The sequence below is a fragment of the Pseudomonas sp. MHK4 genome (genome assembly GCF_054600775.1).
On record NZ_BAAIAK010000001.1, the window covers coordinates 903,510 to 925,697 of the forward strand.

20 protein-coding genes and 1 pseudogene are annotated in these 22,188 nt (G+C 61.0%); 12 read left to right on the forward strand and 9 right to left on the reverse strand.

The genetic code is table 11. The annotated features are described in order from the left end of the window. The first annotated feature begins 32 nt into the window (after positions 1-32). Positions 33-1,322 (forward strand): hypothetical protein, encoded by a 1,290-nt coding sequence (locus ACYP2Q_RS03885; protein WP_459729276.1) that lies wholly within the window; start codon positions 33-35, stop codon positions 1,320-1,322. 78 nt (positions 1,323-1,400) lie between these two features. Further along, entirely contained in the window at positions 1,401-2,903 is a 1,503-nt protein-coding gene (nhaB, locus tag ACYP2Q_RS03890; RefSeq protein ID WP_459729277.1) for a sodium/proton antiporter NhaB, read from the forward strand. Between the two features lie 120 nt (positions 2,904-3,023). Here the strand turns inward: nhaB and zwf are convergent, their stop codons facing one another. Together zwf and gnd are read right to left on the reverse strand one after the other, a co-directional pair. Beyond that, complete coding sequence (gene zwf, locus ACYP2Q_RS03895) at positions 3,024-4,547, reverse strand: glucose-6-phosphate dehydrogenase (RefSeq protein WP_459729278.1); 1,524 nt, start codon at positions 4,545-4,547, stop codon at positions 3,024-3,026. Continuing rightward, the gene (gnd, locus tag ACYP2Q_RS03900; RefSeq protein ID WP_459729279.1) at positions 4,544-5,524 is read right to left on the reverse strand and encodes a phosphogluconate dehydrogenase (NAD(+)-dependent, decarboxylating); all 981 of its coding nucleotides are present in this window, start codon (positions 5,522-5,524) and stop codon (positions 4,544-4,546) included. The genes zwf and gnd overlap by 4 nt, the downstream gene beginning before the upstream one ends. 274 nt (positions 5,525-5,798) lie before the next feature. On the opposite strand from gnd, the gene ACYP2Q_RS03905 reads away from it, so the two are divergent. From ACYP2Q_RS03905 to ACYP2Q_RS03920, 4 genes are all read left to right on the forward strand, one after another. Beyond that, the gene (locus ACYP2Q_RS03905; protein ID WP_459729280.1) at positions 5,799-5,975 is read left to right on the forward strand and encodes a DUF6026 family protein; all 177 of its coding nucleotides are present in this window, start codon (positions 5,799-5,801) and stop codon (positions 5,973-5,975) included. A gap of 197 nt (positions 5,976-6,172) precedes the next feature. Then, entirely contained in the window at positions 6,173-7,915 is a 1,743-nt protein-coding gene (locus ACYP2Q_RS03910; protein ID WP_459729281.1) for a phosphoethanolamine transferase CptA, read from the forward strand. A 182-nt stretch (positions 7,916-8,097) separates the two neighbouring features. After that, positions 8,098-10,338 (forward strand): TonB-dependent siderophore receptor, encoded by a 2,241-nt coding sequence (locus ACYP2Q_RS03915; protein ID WP_459729282.1) that lies wholly within the window; start codon positions 8,098-8,100, stop codon positions 10,336-10,338. Positions 10,339-10,444: 106 nt separating this feature from the next. Next, a complete protein-coding gene (locus ACYP2Q_RS03920) occupies positions 10,445-10,663 on the forward strand; it encodes a hypothetical protein (RefSeq protein ID WP_323607867.1) in 219 nt (72 codons plus the stop codon). 106 nt (positions 10,664-10,769) lie between these two features. On the opposite strand, the pseudogene ACYP2Q_RS03925 reads toward ACYP2Q_RS03920, so the two are convergent. From ACYP2Q_RS03925 to zapE, 3 genes and pseudogenes are all read right to left on the reverse strand, one after another. Continuing rightward, positions 10,770-10,916 (reverse strand): annotated as a pseudogene (locus ACYP2Q_RS03925) (GNAT family N-acetyltransferase); the annotation flags it as partial. A gap of 1 nt (position 10,917) precedes the next feature. Further along, the gene (locus ACYP2Q_RS03930) at positions 10,918-11,499 is read right to left on the reverse strand and encodes a DinB family protein (RefSeq protein WP_459729283.1); all 582 of its coding nucleotides are present in this window, start codon (positions 11,497-11,499) and stop codon (positions 10,918-10,920) included. A gap of 18 nt (positions 11,500-11,517) precedes the next feature. Further along, positions 11,518-12,636 (reverse strand): cell division protein ZapE, encoded by a 1,119-nt coding sequence (gene zapE, locus ACYP2Q_RS03935; protein WP_459729284.1) that lies wholly within the window; start codon positions 12,634-12,636, stop codon positions 11,518-11,520. A 167-nt stretch (positions 12,637-12,803) separates the two neighbouring features. On the opposite strand from zapE, the gene ACYP2Q_RS03940 reads away from it, so the two are divergent. Further along, a complete protein-coding gene (locus tag ACYP2Q_RS03940) occupies positions 12,804-13,856 on the forward strand; it encodes an aldo/keto reductase (protein WP_459729285.1) in 1,053 nt (350 codons plus the stop codon). Between the two features lie 111 nt (positions 13,857-13,967). Here ACYP2Q_RS03940 and speB read toward each other — a convergent pair whose 3' ends face one another. After that, positions 13,968-14,927 carry an agmatinase gene (speB, locus tag ACYP2Q_RS03945; protein ID WP_459729286.1) on the reverse strand — a complete coding sequence of 320 codons (960 nt, stop codon included), beginning with the start codon at positions 14,925-14,927 and terminating at the stop codon, positions 13,968-13,970. 193 nt (positions 14,928-15,120) lie between these two features. Here speB and ACYP2Q_RS03950 point away from each other — a divergent pair, with 193 nt between their 5' ends. From ACYP2Q_RS03950 to ACYP2Q_RS03960, 3 genes are all read left to right on the forward strand, one after another. Further along, positions 15,121-16,014 carry a LysR family transcriptional regulator gene (locus tag ACYP2Q_RS03950; protein ID WP_459729287.1) on the forward strand — a complete coding sequence of 298 codons (894 nt, stop codon included), beginning with the start codon at positions 15,121-15,123 and terminating at the stop codon, positions 16,012-16,014. A gap of 112 nt (positions 16,015-16,126) precedes the next feature. Next, positions 16,127-17,584: a nucleobase:cation symporter-2 family protein gene (locus ACYP2Q_RS03955; protein WP_459729288.1), complete on the forward strand. Its 1,458-nt coding sequence runs from the start codon at positions 16,127-16,129 to the stop codon at positions 17,582-17,584. Between the two features lie 63 nt (positions 17,585-17,647). Next, positions 17,648-18,121 carry an LEA/WHy family protein gene (locus tag ACYP2Q_RS03960; RefSeq protein ID WP_459729289.1) on the forward strand — a complete coding sequence of 158 codons (474 nt, stop codon included), beginning with the start codon at positions 17,648-17,650 and terminating at the stop codon, positions 18,119-18,121. A gap of 27 nt (positions 18,122-18,148) precedes the next feature. On the opposite strand, the gene ACYP2Q_RS03965 is transcribed toward ACYP2Q_RS03960, so the two are convergent. Beyond that, positions 18,149-19,072 carry a carbon-nitrogen hydrolase family protein gene (locus ACYP2Q_RS03965; protein ID WP_459729290.1) on the reverse strand — a complete coding sequence of 308 codons (924 nt, stop codon included), beginning with the start codon at positions 19,070-19,072 and terminating at the stop codon, positions 18,149-18,151. Positions 19,073-19,156: 84 nt separating this feature from the next. Here ACYP2Q_RS03965 and ACYP2Q_RS03970 point away from each other — a divergent pair, with 84 nt between their 5' ends. Continuing rightward, positions 19,157-20,065: a LysR family transcriptional regulator gene (locus ACYP2Q_RS03970; RefSeq protein WP_459729291.1), complete on the forward strand. Its 909-nt coding sequence runs from the start codon at positions 19,157-19,159 to the stop codon at positions 20,063-20,065. A gap of 118 nt (positions 20,066-20,183) precedes the next feature. Here ACYP2Q_RS03970 and ACYP2Q_RS03975 read toward each other — a convergent pair whose 3' ends face one another. After that, the gene (locus ACYP2Q_RS03975; RefSeq protein ID WP_008061409.1) at positions 20,184-20,435 is read right to left on the reverse strand and encodes a hypothetical protein; all 252 of its coding nucleotides are present in this window, start codon (positions 20,433-20,435) and stop codon (positions 20,184-20,186) included. Between the two features lie 163 nt (positions 20,436-20,598). On the opposite strand from ACYP2Q_RS03975, the gene ACYP2Q_RS03980 reads away from it, so the two are divergent. Next, positions 20,599-20,916: an ElaB/YgaM/YqjD family protein gene (locus ACYP2Q_RS03980; RefSeq protein WP_459729292.1), complete on the forward strand. Its 318-nt coding sequence runs from the start codon at positions 20,599-20,601 to the stop codon at positions 20,914-20,916. 116 nt (positions 20,917-21,032) lie between these two features. Here ACYP2Q_RS03980 and ACYP2Q_RS03985 read toward each other — a convergent pair whose 3' ends face one another. Further along, positions 21,033-22,073 carry an Ldh family oxidoreductase gene (locus tag ACYP2Q_RS03985; protein ID WP_459729293.1) on the reverse strand — a complete coding sequence of 347 codons (1,041 nt, stop codon included), beginning with the start codon at positions 22,071-22,073 and terminating at the stop codon, positions 21,033-21,035. Positions 22,074-22,188: the final 115 nt, after the last annotated feature.

Below are 22,188 nucleotides of genomic sequence, written 5' to 3' on the forward strand. Positions count from 1 at the left end.
TGGATCAGGACGACTCGCAAGGAGATGCGTGCATGTCAATCCAGTCCGTTCTGGCTTTCCCCCCAACAGTCCATCAGGTCGGAAAGCTCGACCCCAGCTTCGCTGCCAAAGGCACCACCCAGGTGTATTTCTTCGGCAGCACTTCAAGCCTGGCCAACGACATCGTGCTTGACTCACAGGGTCGGTTACTGGTGGCGGCCAAGGTCACAATGCCCGGCGGCAGCCGCTTTGGCCTGGCGCGTTTGCTGAAGGATGGTTCGGCGGACCTGGCCTTTGGCAAGCAAGGCAGCGTCATCGGGCAATTCGAACCGGGCTTCGAAGCCATGGCAGGCAAAGTGCAGGTGCTTCCCGACGGAAACATCCTGATCGCTGGTCTGCAATATGAAAGCGAGCACCGCACGCTCCCGGCATTGGCGCTGTTTGACCCGCAGGGTCAACCGGTCCAGTGTTTTGGCGACAATGGCCGCTGTGTGGTGCGCCTGCCAGGCAATTTGTCTCAGGGCATGCGCGATGTCTGGCTGCCCCCGGGCGTACCGGGCGCCGAGGCTTGCAGTGTCGACGTGCAGGAGGACGGTCGAATTCTGCTGGTGGCCAATCATCACTTCGAACTGGCCGATCATGCCGCCATGCTGATACGGCTGAACACCGACGGCACGCTGGACAGGACCTTCAATGGCCGTGGCTTTGTGATGGTCAGGCACCTGCTGATGAATACCTGGCTCAGCAGCGTTACAGTGCAACACGACGGTCGCATCCTGGTGGCTGGATCAATCAACTTTCCGCAAGAAGGCCTGGTGGCCCGCTACAACCCCGATGGCAGCCTCGACACCAGTTTCGCCGTGGATGGCTTCATGAGCTTTTCGGCAAACGGGCACGGTGCCCAGGTCAGTCAAATCGTCCAGCAGGACAACGGCGACCTACACTGCTTTGGCAGCAGCCGCGACCCCATGCGCTGCATGACCCTGAAACTGCACCTCAATGGTCGCCCGGATCATCACTGCAATGGCGGCCAGGCGCAATTGCTGGAGATCGGCCACAGCGGCTGCCAGTGGACCGCCGCCCAAACGCAGCCGGACGGCAGCGTAGTCACCGTCGGCGCCACCATTGGCGGCGTCGAGGCCGACTTTGTATTGGGTCGATACCTGCCAGGCGGGCAACTCGACAGCGATTTTGCCAACGGTAGTGGATGGGTGCGCACCCGCCTGGGCCGTAGCCTCGATACGGCCACATCCGTCGCGGTGCAAGACGACGGAAACGTTCTGGTCGGCGGCTATTCTCTGGACGGCAACTATCGGGCGATCGTCGCACGCTACCTGGTCTGATTCGATGGAATTTTCCTACGCTTGATCTTCTTTCAGGCTTACGGCAAGTTGCGCGCTTCTTAATACAAGGAGTAGCCGATGTCCGGTTCGATGGTCCAGGCGTTCGCGCACAATTTTCTCGGCAACTCACCGCGCTGGTACAAGGCCTGCATTGTCGGCTTCCTGATTCTCAACGCCCTGTTGTTATGGACCGCAGGCCCGGTGGTAGCGGGCTGGATGCTGGTGCTGGAGTTCATTTTCACCCTGGCCATGGCGCTCAAGTGTTATCCGCTGATGCCCGGCGGCCTGCTGTTGGTCGAAGCACTGCTACTGAAGATGACCACGCCCCAGGCGCTCTATGACGAGTTGCTGCACAACTTCCCGGTGATCCTGCTGCTGATGTTCATGGTGGCGGGCATCTACTTCATGAAAGACCTGTTGCTGTTCCTGTTCTCGCGCCTGCTGCTGGGTGTGCGCAGCAAGGCCCTGCTGGCGCTGATGTTCTGCTTTTTGTCGGCGTTCCTGTCGGCGTTTCTCGACGCCCTGACCGTGACCGCGGTGATCATCAGTGCCGCCGTCGGGTTTTACTCGGTGTACCACCGCGTCGCCTCGGGTAGCGATCCGCGCCAGGACAGCGAATACAGCGACGATGAGCACCTGCCCACCCTGCATCACGCTGACCTCGAGCAGTTCCGCGCGTTTTTGCGCAGCCTGCTGATGCACGGCGCCGTGGGCACGGCGCTGGGTGGCGTGTGTACACTGGTCGGCGAACCGCAGAACCTGTTGATTGGCCATGAAATGGGCTGGCACTTCGCCGAATTTTTCCTGAAGATCGCACCGGTTTCCTTGCCAGTGCTGGTCGCGGGCCTGGTGACTTGCGTCCTGCTGGAAAAACTGCGCTGGTTTGGTTACGGCACCTTGCTTCCGGACAACGTACGCGCCGTGCTGGCCAATTACGCCGCCCAGGACAATGCCGAGCGCACCTCACGCCAGGGTGCAGCGTTGATCGTGCAATCCGTGGCCGCCCTGATCCTGATTGCCGGCTTGGCCTTTCACGTAGCCGAAGTGGGCCTGATAGGGCTGATGGTGATCGTGTTGATCACCGCGTTCACTGGCATCACCGACGAGCACCGCCTCGGCACCGCGTTCAAGGACGCCATGCCCTTCACCGCGCTGCTGGTGGTGTTTTTCGCCGTGGTGGCAGTGATCCACGATCAGCAGTTGTTCACACCATTGATCCAATGGGTACTGGCCCTGCCCGCCGATCAACAACCGGGCATGCTGTACATCGCCAACGGCCTGCTCTCGGCCATCAGCGACAACGTGTTCGTGGCGACCATCTACATCACCGAAGTGAAACAGGCCTTCCTCTCCGGGCACATGAGCCGCGAGCATTTCGAGACGCTGGCGATTGCGATCAACACCGGCACCAACCTGCCCAGCGTGGCAACCCCCAATGGCCAGGCGGCGTTCCTGTTCCTGCTGACCTCATCGATTGCACCGCTGATTCGCCTGTCGTATGGGCGGATGGTGTGGATGGCGTTGCCGTATACCGTGGTGATGGGGATCCTTGGCTGGTACGCCGTGAGTTTCTGGCTGTAACACATTACCCAATGTGGGAGCGGGCTTGCTCGCGAAGGCGGCGTGTCATTCAACATTAATGTTGCCTGATACGGCCCCTTCGCGAGCAAGCCCGCACACATTTGGACTTCGCCACGTCATTCAGCCAAGGCCGTGCCAGACTCTACCGTCGCGAACCAGCAGTTCTTCGGCGGCCTCGGGGCCGTTTTCACCCGCGGCATAGCCCTGCACGCTGGAATCCTGCTGCCAGGCATCCAGGAAAGGCTGCACGGCACGCCAGCCGTTCTCGATGTTGTCGGCGCGCTGGAACAGCGTCTGGTCACCGGTCAGGCAGTCGTAGATCAGGGTTTCATAGCCAGTGGACGGCTGCATTTCGAAGAAGTCCTTGTAGGCAAACCCCAGTTCGATGTTGTCCATCTTCAGCGCCTGGCCGGGCCGCTTGGCCAGCAGGTCGAACCACATGCCTTCGTTAGGTTGAATCTGGATCCGCAGATAGGTCGGCGCCAGCTCATCGACTTCGGTATCGCGGAACTGCGCATAAGGCGCCGGCTTGAAGCAGATGACGATCTCGGTGTCGCGCACGCTCATGCGCTTGCCGGTGCGCAGGTAGAACGGCACACCGACCCAACGCCAGTTGTCGATCATGACCTTGAGGGCGACATAGGTTTCGGTGTTGCTGTCGGGCGCCACCTTCTCTTCCTGGCGATATCCGGGCAGTGGCTTTCCATCGACTTCGCCAGCGGTGTACTGGCCCCGAACCGAATTGGCCCGGGCCTCTTCCACCGACCAGGGACGAATCGCGCCAACCACCTTGGCTTTCTCGCCACGTACCGCATCGGCACCAAAGGCCGCCGGTGGCTCCATGGCCACCATCGCCAGCAACTGGAACAGGTGGTTGGGCACCATGTCCCGCAGGGCGCCGGTGTGTTCGTAAAAGCTGCCACGGGTTTCCACGCCGACGGTTTCGGCGGCGGTGATCTGCACGTGGTCGATGTAATGGTTGTTCCAGAACGCTTCGAACAGGCTGTTGGAGAACCGGCTGACCAGGATGTTCTGCACGGTCTCCTTGCCCAGGTAGTGATCGATGCGATAGATCTGCTTTTCCGTCATGACCTTGAGCAGGCAGGCGTTCAACGCCTCCGCGGTTTGCAGGTCGGACCCGAAGGGTTTTTCGATCACCACCCTTCTGAACGCTTCGGGGCTTTCTTCGAGCAAGCCGGACGCCCCAAGCCGGCGCGCCACTTCACTGAAAAAGCGTGGCGCGGTGGCCAGGTAGAACACCGCGTTGCCTGTGCCGCTGTCGGCGATTTTCGCCGCCAGCGCCTGATAAGTGCTGTCGTCCAGGAAGTCGCCCTGGACGTAGCTGATGCCTTTGGCGAGTTTGGCCCACACATCCGGGTCAAGGGCCTGATCGCCCTTGCCGACTTTGGCGGCCACCTCGCTGCGGATGAAGTCTTCGAGTTTTTTCGCGAAGCCTTCATCGCTGATGGCGTTGTGGTCAACGCCGATGATCCGCAGGCCATCCCCGAGTAAACCGTCGCGCTTGAGGTTGTACAGCGCCGGCATCAGCAGGCGCTTGACCAGATCGCCGTGGGCGCCGAACAGGAACAGCGTGGTGGGTGGCGCGGGTTCAGTCTTGGATTTCCTGCGGATCCCATGGGTCATTTTTTCGCAGTCTCCTTGTGGCCGCCGAAGCCGAAGCGCTGGGCCGAGAGGACTTTGTCGCCGAAGGTACCCTGGCCGCGCGAGCGGTAGCGCGAGAACAGCGAGTTCGACAGCACTGGCACCGGCACCGCTTGTTCCATGGCGGCTTCGATGGTCCATTGACCTTCACCGCTGTCCGCTACGGAACCGGAATAACCGTCGAGTTTCGAATCACTGGCCAGGGCGTCGGCGGTCAGGTCGAGCAGCCACGAGGACACCACGCTGCCACGACGCCAGACTTCGGCAATATCGGCGACGTTCAGCTCGAAACGCTGGTCGGGTGGCAGGATTTCGCTGGATTTGGTTTTCAGGATGTCGAAGCCTTCGGCGAAGGCCTGCATCATGCCGTACTCGATACCGTTGTGGATCATCTTGACGAAATGCCCGGCACCGGCGGGACCGGCGTGGATGTAGCCGTGCTCGGCACGATTGTCATCGGACTTGCGGTCCTTGGTGCGCGGAATGTCACCCATGCCCGGCGCCAGGGATTTGAACAGCGGATCAAGACGAGTCACGGTCTCGGCATCGCCGCCGATCATCATGCAGTAACCGCGCTCCAGGCCCCAGACACCGCCGGAGGTGCCGACGTCGATGTAGTGCAGGCCTTTTTCCGCGAGGGTTTTCGCCCGGCGAATGTCGTCCTTATAGAAGGTGTTGCCGCCGTCGATGATGGTATCGCCGGCTTCGAGCAAAGTGCTCAGGGTGTCGATGGTGTCTTCGGTCGGTGCGCCTGCCGGCAGCATGACCCACACCGCTCGTGGTTTGGCCAGGCCAGCAACCAGGGCCGGCAAATCGGCAACGCCCGTGGCGCCCTCTGCGCTCAAGGTATCGACGAAGGCGGTATTGCGGTCGTACACAACGGTGGTATGTCCGTTGAGCATCAGGCGCCGCGCAATATTGCCGCCCATGCGGCCCAGTCCAATAATCCCGAGTTGCATGTGCTGATGCTCCCTACTACAAATAAAAGTGTGTCAAAGGTTATAGCCCAACGCGACTCATGAGGTTAGTCCAGAGCGTTGGCATGAAGTTTCCGGGCATTGTGCCCGATCCTGATGGATAACGTCGGGAATCGTGCCGAAGACACAACGACCATGAAAAATAAAAAAGTTCCCTTCAGGGGCAAAAGAAATCAAAATTGGCGCCGATAGTAGATCAACCACCGATTCCGGCGGGCAAACCTACAGTTGAGACACGCCATTTGCGAGGTGAGCAATGGGCACAGTACACACCGCACTGCCAGCACAAACCCTTTACGCCACTATCCGCCGCGACGAATTACGTCAGTTGAAAGACGAGCGCGACCAGTTGAAACAAGAGCTGGCGCAACTGCGCTTGCTGATCCAGGGCCAACAGCCCTTGCCCCTGCCCCAGCGGGCACCTCACGCCTGACCCCTAGCCGAAATCGGAAGCAGCATTGCTCTGCTTCCGACACGCCATACCCCCCTTTATCCCCGGTAACTCACGAAATTTTCACATTCGCCTGTTGATACTCCGGCGCAATGTGCGCCGCCTGGACTGTGCGCGGTCGCCGTTTTTCGGCGACTGCGGGGCCTGGTGGTGCTAGTGATTACTGGCTGGAGCGTTGAATGACTTGGTTTAAACGCAGCGATACGTCTGCGAAAGGTTTCGATTGGGCAGGACTACTCTGGTTGTTTCTGTTCTTCTGGTATTTTTCCGGCATCACCCAACTGTTGATCCAGCTGACCGGCACCTCCGGTTTCACCGGCTTCCGCCAGGCGTTCGTGATGAGTGCCATCTGGCTGGCGCCGATGCTGTTGTTCCCCCGGCAAACCCGGGTGATGGCTGCGGTGATCGGCGTGGTGCTGTGGGCGTGCTCGATGGCCAGCCTCGGTTACTTCTTCATCTATCAGCAGGAATTCTCCCAAAGCGTCATCTTCATCATGTTCGAATCGAACGTGTCCGAAGCCGGCGAATACATGACCCAGTATTTTGCCTGGTGGATGGTCCCGGCCTTCCTCGCGCACACCGCGGTCAGCTACTTCCTGTGGACCCGCCTGCGCCCGGTGTACCTGCCTCGCACCAAGGCACTGGTGGCGGCAACCGCCATTCTGGTTGCCGTGGTCGGTTATCCGCTGGTCAAGCAAACGATGCGTACCGGCAGCTTCGCCGAGGGTTTCGAGAAGTTCGAAACCCGCATCGAGCCGGCGGTGCCGTGGCAAATGGCCGTGGCTTATCACCGCTATCTCGATACCCTGGCCGGCATGCAGGACATGTTGCACAGCGCGAGCAAGGTGGCGCCGCTGCACAACCTCAAGGATGCCACGGCCAACCAGCCCGCCACCCTGGTGCTGGTGATTGGCGAGTCGACCAACCGTCAGCGCATGAGCCTGTACGGCTACCCTCGGCAAACCACGCCGGAGCTGGACAAGCTCAAGGATCAACTGACGGTCTTCGATAACGTCATCACGCCGCGCCCGTACACCATCGAGGCGTTGCAACAGGTACTGACCTTCGCCGACGAAGAAAACCCCGAGCTGTACCTGTCCACGCCGTCATTGGTCGCCATGATGAAACAGGCCGGCTACAAAACCTTCTGGATCACCAACCAGCAGACCATGACCAAGCGCAACACCATGCTCACGACGTTCTCCGAGCAGGCTGACGAGCAGGTCTACCTCAACAACAACCGCAACCAGAATGCCGCCCAGTACGATGGCGACGTGATCGAGCCTTTCAACAAGGCCCTGGCCGATGCGGCACCGCGCAAGCTGATCGTGGTGCATCTGCTCGGCACGCACATGAGCTACCAGTACCGCTACCCTTCGACCTTCGACAAGTTCAAGGACCGCAATGGCGTTCCGCCAGGCGTGCGTGACGATCAGCTGCCAACGTACAACAGCTATGACAATGCCGTGCTGTACAACGACTTCGTGGTGTCGAGCCTGATCAAGGACTACGCCAGGTCTGAGCCGAACGGCTTCCTGCTGTACCTCTCCGACCACGGTGAAGACGTCTTCGACTCCCCTGGCCATGGCACGCTCGGGCGCAACGAAAGCAAACCGACGGCGCCGATGTACACCATCCCGTTCATGGCGTGGGCCTCGCCAAAATGGCGCGAAAGCCACGACTGGAACTTTGCCGCTGACCTGGGACGGCCCTACAGCAGCTCGCACCTGATTCACACCTGGGCAGACCTGGCAGGCCTGAGCTTCGATGAGCTCGATCGCAGCAAGAGCGTGGTCAGCGACAGCTTCAAGCCACGGCCATTGCTGATCGGCAACCCTTACGAGCGTCAACAGCGGCCATTGATCGACTTCAGCCTGATCAAGCCAAAAGCGCCTGTCGCGCCTGAAGTCGTACATAACTAGCCCATTCAACGCCGTTCAAACCTGTGGGAGCGGGCTTTCGCGAGCAAGCCCTTTCCCACAGTTATTTGTGTTGTAGGAAATATCTCATAATAATAATTATTCTCGTTTAAGCCTAAATCCCTCCCTCCTCCTTCGTCTTTGAATCAACGGATTTTTCCCTCGACGACAAGGAGTCGGCCGCGATGTTCGCGCCTATCACCCGTTCCATGACTTTTACCCTTGGCCTGTGCGGTGCCGCACTCAGCCAGGATTTGCTCGCTGAAATCGAGACCGAGACCGCGCCTTTGGCGCCAACCCTCATGCTCGGCGCGACCAACGTCACCGCCCAAGGCCTGGGCAGCACCACCGAAAATACCGACTCGTACACCACAGGTTCCATGAGCACGGCTACCCGGTTACCGATGTCGATCAAGGAAACTCCGCAATCGGTGTCCGTGGTCACGCGCCAGCAAATGGACGATTTCAAACTCGGCAGCCTGTCCGAAGCCATGAGCCAGACCACCGGCATCGTGGTCCAGCACAACGACTCGGACCGGGTCAGCTATTCCTCGCGCGGCTACTCGATCAATAATTTCCAGATCGATGGCATGTTGAATACCTTCAGCTACATGAAGTCCGATTCCGACACCATCATCTACGACCGCATCGAAGTGGTACGCGGTGCAACGGGCTTGACCACCGGCGCGGGCGATCCTTCGGCCACCATCAACATGGTGCGCAAGCGACCGACCGCACAGTGGGAAGCCAAAAGCGGCGTCAGCGGCGGCAGCTACGACGATTACTACAGTTACCTGGACGTCGGCGGTCCCCTGGCCTTCGACGGCCGCCTGCGCGGTCGTGGGGTGGTGGCCTACCGCGACAGCGATTCCTACCGTGACAAATACCAGCAGCAACGGGAAGTCGGGTACGGAGTGCTGGAGGCCGACCTGACCGACGACACCCTGCTGGCGGTGGGTTACGACTATCAGAACAAGCACGTGCAAGGCACGTCGTGGGGCACGGTGCCGTACTGGAACGCCGACGGCAGCAAGGCCAAGCTGGGGCGCTCGACCAACATGGCGACGTCCTGGAGTTCCTGGCCGCTCAAGGACAAGACCGCGTTCGCCAACCTCGATCATCAGCTCGGCGGCGGATGGCAACTCAAGGCCGCCTACACCCACCGCGAAAGCGATACCGACGGCAAGATCTACTACGCCGGGGGTGGCTTCCCCGAAGCGGACCGCAGCGGCATGGTCGCCAACGTCAGCCACATGATCGGCACGCAAAAAATGAAGGCCTATGACTTCAACGTGTCCGGCCCCTACACGCTGTTGGGGCGCGATCACGAAATGATGGTGGGTTATGGCGAGGCGGAGCGCCGCGAGGATTCGCCTTACACGGTGGATGGCCCAAGAGCCGCCGATTACGAAAATGTCCCTGACTGGAAATACATGGGCAACATCGGCAAATTCCCCGACACCGTGACCAGCCTGACCGGCTCGAAAGACTATACCCGGCAGAAAGCCGGCTACCTGGCCACGCGCCTGAACCTCACCGATGAACTGCACGCCGTCCTCGGCAGCCGCTACGGCAGCTGGAAAACCTCGACCACCACCAACAGCTACCACGCCAATCTGCAGCTCAGTGGTGTCGATCACAGTAGCCAGCAACAGAACGACATGTGGACGCCCTACGCCGGACTGCTCTACGACCTCACGCCGGAGTACACCGCCTATGTCAGCTACACCGACATCTTCAAACCGCAGACCAACCGCGACAGCAATCGCAAATACCTCGAACCGGTGGTGGGCAGCAACTATGAACTGGGGCTCAAGGGCAGCCTGCTGGAAGAGCGCTTGAACCTGGCTACGGCGCTGTTCTGGAGCAAGCAGGACAACGTCGCGGAACTGGACGACTCGGTACCACCGGATCCGGTGACCGGCGAGGAGTTCTATAAATCCAGCGGTAAAGGCAACAAGGTGCAAGGCTTCGAAGCCGAGCTGTCAGGCGAAGTCATGGAGGGCTGGAACATGACCGCCGGTTACACCTACACCCATTCGGTCGATGGGGAAAGTCAACGGATCAACACGGTCCAGCCGTTGAACATGCTGCGCTTCTCTACGGCCTGGCACCTGCCCGGCGAGTGGCAGGCGCTGACCGTGGGGGCTGCGGTGAACTGGCAGAGCGACATTTATCGCGGCGCCAATCGTCCGGTCGGACGCCGCGCCGATGGCAGCCTCATCACCGAGCGCACGGACATCCAGCAGGAGGCCTACACCGTGGTCAACCTGATGTCGCGCTACGAATTCGACCGGCACCTGTCTGCCTCATTGAACGTCAACAACCTGTTCGACAAGAAGTATTACGACAATGTCGGGTTCTACAACGGTGTGTATTGGGGCGACCCGCGCACGGTGACCTTGAGCCTCGACTGGAAGCTCTAGAGTAATTAATTCCCATTTAACGGAATCGGCGGATAATGGGCGTTCGACTTCGATTCATCGACTCATGGACGAACGGCATCCGACAGCTGTAAGTGGGAGGCACACCATGAAAAGATCTACCTTGATCCTTGCGGTACTGATGACCTTAGGCTCCGCCAGCGCCTTTGCCGAAGGCGGCGCCGAACGCATGCGCTACTACTACGAAACCCTGCACTACAACCAGCAAGTGGCGCTAGGCAACATCACGCCAGACCAGGCGAAAGAGTTACGGGTACCGGACGATCAAACCGCGCAAATGACCGAGTCCTATCGGCCGAAAGATTAACCTCTGACTACCCGTGTTTCTGTAGGAGCAAGCTTGCTCGCGATGGTTGTTAACGATAACGCGTGTTTACTGACTAAACGCGGCGCTCTCTAGTCCATCGCGAGCAAGCTCGCGCCACCGCATTGCCTTCCAGAACCTCCAGGGTGATCTTGCAGCAGCCGCGCTGACGAGCAATGTCCTCGACCTTGTGCAGCATTCGCTGGCTCAGCCCCAGGCCGCGAAACTTGGGCACCACCGCCACGTCGTGCACGTTCCTAATGCCCCCAGATCAGTGCTTCAGTCCACCCCAGCCCGGCAAAATCCTCCGCCCGTAGATTCGACTCCCCTGCACAGAAAAATTCATCCAGCTGCGGCGGCTTTACCGAGGTGCCGCTGAGCATCGCATGGACCTGTCCGCGATGATGAATCTGGTGCTCGAACAGGTGCGACAACAGGCGCAAGCGGCTGTCGTATTGCGGCGTGTCCCGGGCGATGGTCACGATCTTGCCCAGGTCTGCATCGCGCATCTGCTCGCAGTAGGCAATCAGGCGTCGGTCGACCTGGGCTTGTTCGCGCTTGAGGTCGACGGCCTGGGTAAGCGGCTCGTCGTCCTTGAAGAAAAGGTAGCAATCGGGGTGGGGATCATCACCGCGCAACTCGCGTTCAAGGGCATCCACGTAGAACCAGTCGCAGGTCAGGATGTGGTTGAGGGTGGCGCGCAGACTGGGAAAGAAGCTGACCCGCGGTGCCGCCAGCTCATCCTCGCTCAACTGACTCCAGGCCTTGGCCAGTCGGTGATTGGCCCAGGCATTCTGGTAAGCCATGGTCAGCAAATGGTGCGACAGAGGTTGATTCATCTTCACTCCTCCTGGATGTCACGCCTGGGCGAAACGTTGCAGCTGCATTTCCTGCAGGCGACTGAGGGTGCGGCGGAACGGAAATTCCAGGTAGCCCTCGGTGTAGAGCGAGTCCATGGGTACCTGGGCTTCGAGATACAGCGGTACCTTGCGGTCGTAGCACTCGTCCACCAACGCTATGAAACGCCGCACACCGTCGTCGTGCACCGACAACTGCGGCAACTCGCGATCCCCGGCCTCCACTCGCACGGCACCGTCTTCAGTGCCCCGGGCAATGCGCCCGGCACGTTGTTGCGCGCTGAGGTTGGGCACGTCACCTAGAAGAATAGCGCTGAAGGTGTCGCACAGGGCCATGAAATCCATCGCGGCAAAAGGCTGTTCACAAAGGTCGGCGTAGCGGCACCAGAGCACGCCCTGGCTGGCCTGCACCACCGGGAGCGTACGGTAACCGACCTGGAACGGCTCGCTGGAAGACGCTTGGCCAACGGTCAGCATCCGGAAAACGTCATTCAATGCGCTGGGCTCGCCGGGCGCGGTCACCCAGTAACGTTGCAAGCCCTGCCCCGGGTGCAGGCGATGATCTTCCCCGCCGTCCACCGCGATCACCTGCATGTGCTGCTTGATCGCGACAATGGCCGGCATGAATCGGTCGCGGTTGAAGCCGTCGGCGTATAGCTGGTCCGGGGGCAGGTTGGAGGTGCAGACCACCACCACGCCCTGTTCGAACATCACCTGGAACAGGCGCCCAAGAATGATCGCATCACCGATGTCGTTGACGAACAACTCGTCAAAGCACAGCACCCGCACTTCTTCGCTCAGTTCGCGGGCCAAGGCCTGCAGCGGGTCGGCGGTACCGGTCAGCTGAAATGAACGCTGGTGCACCCAACCCATGAAATGATGAAAGTGCTGTCGCCGGGCCGGCACCCGCAGGTTTTGGTAGAACTGGTCCATCAACCAGGTCTTGCCACGCCCCACTGGGCCCCAGAGGTAGACGCCCATGATAGGTTTGCGCCCTTCATGCAGCGCTTCATGGCACTTTTGCAAGGCCCAGACAGCATGTTCCTGAGCCTCGTCCTGGACGAAACCCTTCTGTTCGATCGCGTGCTGCCAGGCACTGAGGGGGGAGTCGACATTCATGCGCGGCAGTATGCCATCCGTCGACGCCGGTTCCTGAGAAATATCGCGCCGGACCTGCGCTGTTCGACCAGGAAAAAGTGTCTTGACGGAATATATGATTGGCATCATATTTAATAGATGACGCACAGCATTTAAATTCAACAGGCGTTCCCTCAGGAGTTCTCCCCATGCATTACAAAGTTTTCGGCCGTAAAACCGGCTTGCGGGTTTCCGAACTGGCGTTGGGTGCCGGCAACTTTGGCACCGGCTGGGGTCATGGTGCCGAGCGCGAAGAAGCCAAGGGCATTTTTGATGGCTACCTGGCGGCAGGCGGTAATTTCATCGACACCGCCAACGGCTACCAGGCTGGCCAGTCGGAAGCCATGCTCAGCGAATTCATCGCCGCGGAACGCGATCATCTGGTCATCGCCAGTAAATACACGCTTGGCACCACGCCGGACGCCGGCATTTCCCATACCGGCAACAACCGCAAGAACATGGTTCGCGCCGTGGAAGAGAGCTTGAAGCGGCTGAAAACCGATCACCTGGACCTGTTCTGGGCACACATGAGCGACGGCGTGACGCCGATGGAAGAGATCCTGCGCGGTTTCGACGACCTGGTCCGCGCCGGGAAGATCCACTACGCCGGACTGTCGAACTTTCCGGCGTGGCGCATCGCCCGCGCCGACCTGCTGGCCGAGGTGCGCGGCTTCGCCCCGATTGCGGCGATCCAGGTCGAATACAGCTTGGCCGAACGCACCGCCGAGCGTGAACAATTGCCCATGGCCGAAGCCCTGGGCCTGGCCGCGACCCTGTGGTCGCCCTTGGGCGGCGGCTTTCTCACGGGCAAGTACCGCACAGGCGACGGCGACAACCGCGCGAGCAAACTGGGGATGCTGGTCCACGCCGAGAAAAGCGCCCGGGAAACCGCCCTGCTCGACACCCTGCTGGCCGTCGCTGAGGAACTGGGTGTGAGCCCGACCCATGTGGCCATTGCCTGGCTGCGCGAAAAAGCCAGCCGCTCGACCACGACGTTGATTCCGATCCTCGGTTCACGTACCCGCGAACAGCTGGATGCGACCCTGGGGGCGTTGAACGTGCAGCTGGATGCCGAGCAGTTGTCGCGGCTCGATGGCGTCAGCGATGTGCCCAAGGGCGTGCCCCATGAATCCATTAGCGGGTCGTTTGCGCGGTTCAGCGGGGGCGTGACCCTCGACCTGCCGAAAATCCCTGTCGCCTGACCCCGATTACCTGTAGGAGCTGGCTTGCCAGCGAAGGCGGCGCCACATTCAACATCGTGGTGTCAGGCAGGCCCTCTTCGCTGGCAAGCCAGCTCCTACAGGGGTTGTGTGTTACCGGTCGACTTTGTGTTTAGCCGCATACAGGCACAGCATCTCCATCGCCAGCGTTGCCGCCGCCAATGAGGTGATGTCCGCATGGTCATAGGCCGGCGCCACTTCCACCACATCCATGCCCACCAGGTTGATCCCGCGCAAGCCACCGAGGATTTCCAGCGCCTGCACCGTGCTCAAGCCGCCACACACCGGGGTGCCGGTGCCCGGTGCGAACGCCGGGTCCAGGCAGTCGATGTCGAACGTCAGGTACACCGGGTTGTCACCGACCCTGGCGCGAATCGCCTCGACAATCGCATCGACCCCACGCCTTTGCACGTGCCGCGCATCCAATACCTGGAAGCCCTGATGATCGTCGTTGGTGGTGCGCAAGCCGATCTGCACCGAACGCGACGGATCCACCAGCCCCTCCTTGGCCGCATGCCAGAACATGGTGCCGTGGTCGATCCGCTTGCCCTCCTCGTCCGGCCAGGTATCGCTGTGGGCGTCGAAGTGAATCAGCGACAGCGCACCATGCTTGCGTGCATGGGCCTTGAGCAGCGGATAGGTGATGAAGTGATCGCCGCCGAAGGTCAGCATCGCACTGCCAGCATTGAGGATGTGCTCGGCGTGGGCTTCGATCGTTTCCGGAGTCGACTGGGGCGAACCGTAATCGAAGTCGCAATCACCGAAGTCGACCACCGCCAGATGATCAAAGGGATCGAAGGTCCACGGCCAGTGCCGCTCCCAGGCAATCCCGGTGGAAGCGGCGCGAATCCCCCGTGGGCCGAAGCGCGCGCCGGGTCGGTTGCTGGTGGCGGTGTCGAACGGCACGCCGCTGACCGCTACGTCGACACCGCGCAAGTCGCGGCTGTAGCGTCGACGCATGAAACTGGTGATGCCGGCGTAGGTGCTTTCGGCGGCGGTGCCATAGAGGCTGTCACGGGTGATGGCCTGGTCGTTCTGCACGGGGACGTCCATTGGAGGATCCTTGTTATTGGCGGCTACGCAAAGTTGTCCACACGCGGGTACGGTGGCGCATGTCCTTGAGGCTCAGGCTGCGGTCGGCGTAAAGGCGCTCGCGGATGTCCTCGGGTGGATGGAGGATGCGTCCTCGGTTACATTGGTAAAATATAAAGATTATTACGCTGACATTATCCCGGAGTAATGTTTGATGCTCGGTCAATTGCATGATCTGGACCTGCAACTGTTGCGCCTGTTTGTCAGCGTGGTGGAGTGCGGCGGCTTCAGCGCCGCCCAGGGTGAACTGGGCCTGAGCCAGTCGAGCATCAGCCAGCAAATGGCCAAATTGGAAACCCGCCTCGGCTACCGCTTGTGCAGCCGTGGCAAGGGCGGATTTCGCATCACGCCCAAAGGCGAACAATTGCTCAGCGCGACGCGCAGCCTGTTCCAGTCCATCGAAGCGTTCCGTCATCAATCCAACGGCGTGGCCGGGCGCCTGATCGGCGAGGTGCGCCTGGGGGTGTCCGAAGCGCTGGATCAATCGGTGCTGCAACGGGTGGCCGAGGCTATCCGGCGCTTTCGCGAGCGCGACGAATCGGTGCGCATCGAGTTGATGAGCGCGATGCCCGGCGACATGGAGCGCTTGCTGCTACAGCAGCGTCTGGACCTGGCCATCGGTTATTTCTCGCAGATACAAGGCGCGTTCGACTACCACCAGCTGTTCAGCGAAACCCAGCACCTGTACTGCGCCCTGGGCCATCCGCTGTTCACCGATGAGGCGCCGGATGATGAGGCACTGCAGGCGTGCGACCGGGTCGATCACCCCTACCGCTTCCTGCGCAGTGACGAGCCCTATCAAGGAAAGCTGTGTTCGGCGCGCGCGGAGCAGGTCGAAGGCACCCTCGCCTTCATCCTGTCCGGCAAGCACATCGGCTACCTGCCCAGTCACTTTGCCCGCAGTTGGGAAGACAAGGGTTTGCTGCGGCCGGTGCGTCGCGAAGGCTTGAGTTTTGAGGTGGCGTTTCATCTGGCTCGCCATCGCGCGCAGGTGCCGGGGGATGCGCAGAAGGCGTTTGAAGAGGATCTGCTCGCAGCGTTTGCCTAAGATCAAAAGATCGCAGCCTGCGGCAGCGCCTACATTTTTTGCCGTGGCTTGATCGTTCTGGCATCCTGCGCCTCCATTTTCTGACCCGGCCCTGCCTCCCGGCACGCAAACCATGACTTCCCCAGAAAAAAACCCGCGCCACAACGACCTGATCTACGGCCTCGACGACCGCCCGCACCTCACCGCCACGGTGTTCGCCGCCCTGCAACACGTGCTCGCCAGCTTCGTCGGCATCATTACCCCGACGCTGATCATGGGCAGTGCCTTGGGTTTGCAGAGCGAAATCCCCTACCTGATCAGCATGGCGCTGTTCGTCTCCGGCCTCGGCACCTTCGTTCAGGCGCGGCGCTTCGGTCCGGTGGGTTCGGGCCTGTTGTGCCTGCAAGGCACCAGTTTCTCGTTCATCAGCGTGATCCTCAGTGCCGGTTTCATGGTCAAGGCCCGGGGCGGTGGTACCGATGAAATCCTCTCGACGATCTTCGGCGTGTGCTTTTTTGCCGCCTTCATCGAAGTGGTGTTGAGCCAGTTCATCGGCAAGCTGCGGATGCTGATCACCCCGGTGGTGACCGGCACCATCATCACCCTGATGGGCCTGTCGTTGATCAAGGTCGCCATGACCGACATCGCCGGCGGCTTCGGCGCTCCCGACCTCGGCGCGGCCGGTCACCTGGGCCTCGCGGCCCTGGTGCTGGGCACCATCGTGGTGTTGAACCGGGTGGACGTGCCGTTCCTGCGCCTGGGCGCGATCGTCATCGGCCTGACCCTCGGCTACGTCGTCGCCTGGCTGCTGGGCCACGTCGATTTCGCCAGCCTGCCCGCCGTGCCGCTGATGAGCGTGCCGGTACCGTTCAAGTATGGCTTTGCCTTCGACTGGGTGGCGTTCGTCCCGGTGGCGGTGATTTTCCTGGTGTCGCCGCTGGAAGCGGCCGGTGACCTGACCGCCAACTCGATGATTTCCCGTCAACCGGTCAAAGGCCCGCTGTACATTCGAAGGATCAAATCCGGTCTGTTGGCCGACGGCCTCAACTCGGCCATGGCTGCGGTGTTCAACAGCATGCCGATGGTCACCTTCGCGCAGAACAACGGCGTGATCCAACTGACCGGCGTGGCCAGTCGTTACGTGGCGTTTTTCATTGCCGGCCTGTTGGTCGTGCTGGGGCTGTTCCCGATGATCGGCGCGGTATTGCAGCTGATGCCCAAGCCGGTGCTCGGGGGTGCCGAACTGGTGATGTTCGGCACCGTCGCCGTGGCCGGGATCAAGATCCTCGCCGAAGCCGGACTGCATCGACGCAACATGCTGATCGTGGCGATTTCCATCGGCATGGGCCTGGGTGTGGCGGCTGTGCCGCAGGTGTTGCGCGAACTGCCCAAGGCGCTGCACAACATTTTCGAATCGCCGATCACCGTGGGTGCACTGTGCGCTATCGTGCTGAACATCTTCCTGCCCGAGGACTTCATCGAGCTTGCGCAAGACGATTTCGATCCGGAAGCCTCGATCCTCCAGGTCATGGAGAACCCCGAGATTGCGCCCAAGGCTGAACCCGCATCAAAGGCCGCTGTCGCACAGTAGACCACTACGGTTTCAGGGCTGGGCCGTTGACGGCACAGCTCTTCTCCAGACAAGAGCACCTCCATGCGCAGCGTCCACACCCTCGTACTGTCTCTTTTGCTGCTCGCCCTGAGCGCCTGTGCCTCCTTCCCCAACAGCGACCCGCTGAACGTCACCGTCGTCGGTGTCGAGCCATTGCAAGGCCAGGACATGGAAGTGCGCTTTGCGGTGAAGATTCGCGTGCAAAACCCCAATGACAACAACATCGACTACAACGGCGTTGCCCTGGACCTCGACATCAACGACCAGCCCTTCGCCTCCGGCGTCAGCGATCAATCGGGCTCGATCGGACGTTTCTCCGACGCCGTGCTGAGCGTGCCGGTGAGCGTGTCGACGTTCTCGGTGTTTCGTCAGGCAATCGGCCTGAGCCAGACCCAGACCCTGAACAACATGCCCTACACGTTGCGCGGCAAACTGGGCGGAGGCTTGTTCGGCACCCGGCGTTTCGTCGACAGTGGCAAGCTCAACCTGCCGGGGCCTGCTACCCGCCCCCGTTAATGAGATAAACGCAAATCCCTGTGGGGGTTATGTGGTGAAGCGAACCCCGGGTTTGGCCCGCTCATCCACCGTCAATTCGAACACATCCGGGCGCGCGTAATGCCCGACCACATCGTAATCATATCGAGCGCGAATCAGGTCATCGGTGTCGATTTCAGCGCAAAGCAGACCCGGCCCATCCCGTAGCGGTCCGGCCAGGATATCCCCCATCGGGCCGACGATTACGCTGCCGCCGGCAATCAGCGGTCGATCCGCCGGCCAGTTGGCGATCTGCAGCCCCAGGGCTTGCGGCGAATCCTGGACCTGGCACGCGCTGACCACGAAACAGCGCCCCTCATGGGCAATATGGCGCATGCTCACCTGCCACATCTCCCGCTCGTCCACGGTGGGCGCACACCACACCTCCACGCCTTTGGCGTACATCGCGGTGCGCAGCAGCGGCATCATGTTTTCCCAGCACACCAACGCGCCGATCCGCCCGACCTGACTGTCGAGCACCGGCAAGGTGGAGCCGTCGCCCACGCCCCAGATAAGCCGTTCGGTGCCGGTCGGCATCAGTTTGCGGTGCCTGGCGAGCAATCCGGCCTGGGGGTCGAAATACAGCGCGGTGCAGTACAGGGTACTGCCAGCGCGCTCGATCACGCCGATCACCAGATTGGCCCCGGTGCGCGCCGACAGCCCTGCCAGCGCGTCGGTTTCCACGCCAGGCACGTCGATCGCGTTGGCGAAATAGCGGGCAAAGGCCTCGCGCCCCTGGGGCAAGCGATAACCCAGTTGCGTGCCAAAACCCTCGCCCTTGGGATAACCGCCCAATAGCGCTTCGGGCATGACCACCAGCGCGGCGCCGCTTTCGACGATCTCACTTTCATACGACAAGATCAGTTCCAGGGTGTCGCCCTTGCCATCGGGCAAGGCGCCGATCTGCAGGGCGGCAACGATTGACTTGGGCATGGCGGTAACTCCTTTGGCTTCCAGTGTTGCTCATTTTCGGCCGACACCGGATCATCAATAAAGCCCAACTCACTGCTTAATGATATGAATCATATGAATATCGCCGCCCTCGATCTCAATCTGCTCAAGGTGTTTGAAGCCCTGCACGAAGAATCCAGTGCCAGCCGCGCGGCATTGCGCCTGGGAGTGACGCAATCGGCCGTCAGCGCGGCATTGCGACGCTTGCGCGAGGTGTATGGCGATCAGTTGTTCGTGCGCACCGGTCGCGGCCTGGCGCCAACGCTCAAGGCCAACCAGTTGAAGCCGGTGCTCAGCGAGGCCTTGAACAAATGCCGGCAGAGCCTGGCGATGGTCGATCCGATGGCCAACCATTTCGACGGACGCTCCGTGACCGTGGGGCTATCGGATGATTTCGAGATCGCCTACGGCCGGCGCCTGATCGAGGAAATTGCCCGATGCGCACCCAGGCTGAGGCTGATTTTTCGCCAGACCCACAGCCAAATCGTCGCCCAGGCCTTGATGGAACGCAGCATCGACCTGGCGATCACCGCCGGCGGCTTTGCCGAGCGCCTGCTCAGTCGCCAGGTGTTGGGTGAGGGAGATTATTTGTGTCTGGTCGATCCGCTCAGCCTGACCGAGGGACAACAGGCCATCAGCCTTGAGGAATTCGTCGCCCGCGAGCACATTCTGGTGTCATCGGGCGGCTTCATCGGGATCACCGATGAGGGGCTGGCCGCGCTGGGCCTGAGTCGACGGGTCTGCGCCTCGACCACCCACTTTGCGGCGTTGCCGCATCTGCTCAAGGGCAGTCAGGCGGTGGCGACCATCCCGGCGCACGCGGCCAGGAGCATCGCGGCACTCAGCGGCCTGGCGCTACTGCCCTGCCCCCTGGCATTGCCGCGCTACCCGATCGAAATGGGCTGGCGTACCGGTGCCCAGCTCGATCCTGTGGTCATGAAGGTGCGAGAAGCGATTGTGACCTGCTTCCTGTAGGAGCGAGCTTGCTCGCGAAAACCATAAGAGCAGCGCGGGGTGTCAGGCTCCCCACGTCATCGTTGACCTCCCTCGCGAGCAAGCTCGCTCCTACAATAGACGGGTAGGCCGAGGGAGATTATTTGGCCGCCATCAGCCGATTGACTTCGCTGCGCACCATGTTCGAGAACTCCGGCGGCGACATGCCGTCCAATTCGGCCCGGACCCACTCGGCCCATTTGCCCTTGCGCTTGGCGCGTTCACCGAACAGGCGCGCGGCTTCGCCCTTGGCTTTGCCCAGGTTGTTTTGCCAAAGCTCGAACAGACGGGATTTCTCATCTTCCAGCGCGGCGCGCTCGGCCAGGGGTTTGTCGGCCAGATTGAAACTCATGGGGATTTTCCTGCTGCGTAAATAGGCGACATCTTACACTGTAGGAAGAATCGTCCTGCTCTGGTTTTTCTGGCGGATCGAGCGACCAGGCAAAATCCCTGCAACTTTTTCCGTCGCCAGGCACTCCACTGTTCACTGTCCAATCACCGCAAGGAGTACATCAATGGCCCGCAAAACCGCCCTGCAAGCCGCCGAAGATCAAATCAAGGATCAAGCCTTCAGTGAGCTGCAGTCCCTGATCGAAGAGTCTGAAAAGCTGCTCAAGAGCAGTGCCTCACTGGTCGGTGAGGAAGCCGAAACCCTGCGTGAGCAAATCGCCCTGAAACTGCAACAGGCCCGGGACTCGGTCACCAGCGTTCGGCAGCGGGCAATGCCGGCCGTCGACGCCACCGAAACCTACATTGGTGGCCACCCATGGCAAACCGTGGCGGTTTCCGCCGGTTTCGGGCTGGTGGTCGGCCTGCTCCTGTCTCGCCGCTGATCCGCTCTTTGTAGGAGCTGCCGGAGGCTGCGACCTTTTGATCTTGATCCTCGGCGCATCTGAAGCCGCCAAAGGATCGCAGCCTTCGGCAGCTCCTACAATGACCGGGCAAAGCCTCAGAGACTGGCCAGTTCCCGCAATTTCGCCAGCTCCGAGGCCTCCAGCGCAATACCGTTGGCCAGGGACCGGGCGCGCTGATTGTGGCGCCGATCACCCGGCAAGCGCTTGAGACCCACGCCATGCATCTGCCGCACCAACTCCTGGCTGCGTTCGGCAAAACCCTGCCCCGCCGCCTTGCCCGGGTCAATCACGATCAGCAATTGGCCAGTCCAGGGCGTCTTGGCGCCGGGATGGTTTTTCCAGTCGAACTCGAAGGAAAAATTACCCCCGGTCAAGGCTGCCGCCAACAACTCCACCATCATCGACAGCGCCGAGCCCTTGTGCCCGCCGAACGGCAGCAATGCCCCTCCTTCGAGAATCGCCTTGGGGTCCTGGGTCGGTTGACCAAGGCTGTCGACGCCCATGCCCGGCGGTAACCGCTCGCCCTTGCGGGCGGCAATCTGCACGTCGCCATGGGCAATGGCGCTGGTGGCCAGGTCGAAGACGATCGGATCGCCATCGGCTCGCGGGGCGGCAAAGGCAATCGGGTTGGTGCCGAACAGCGGTCGATCGGCGCCGTGGGGCACCACGCACGTCATGCTGTTGACCACGCTGAGTGCCACCAGCCCTTCATAGGCGAAAGGCTCGACGTCCGGCCACAGGGCGGCGAAGTGATGGGAGTTACGGATCGCCAGCACTGCGATGCCGGCGCTGCGGGCCTTCTCCACCAGCAACGGGCGTGCTGCCGCCAGGGCCGGTTGGGCAAATCCGTTACCGGCATCGACCCGCACGAACCCGCTCGCCACATCCTCTACCACCGGAACGGCTTGGCCATCGACCCAACCGCTTTGCAAGGTCGAGACATAACCGGGAATACGGAACACGCCATGGCTGTGGGCACCATCGCGTTCGGCGCCGGCGCAGTTTTGCGCCAGCACCCGGGCGACGTCGCCAGAAGTGCCATGACGCAGGAAAATCTGCTCTAGCAATGCCGTCAGCTCGTCAAGGGACAGGTTTTGCGAGGCAACAGTGGATACAGGATCGTGTGGCGCGGACATCTGAAGCTCCAGACTAATTATTGGAGGGGGCAACAGCGTAGCTAGACCGCCGATTAACAACGTGCGACGAGCGACCTGTCAACTGTGAAATGGGCCGTCAAGCAATATGTACCGC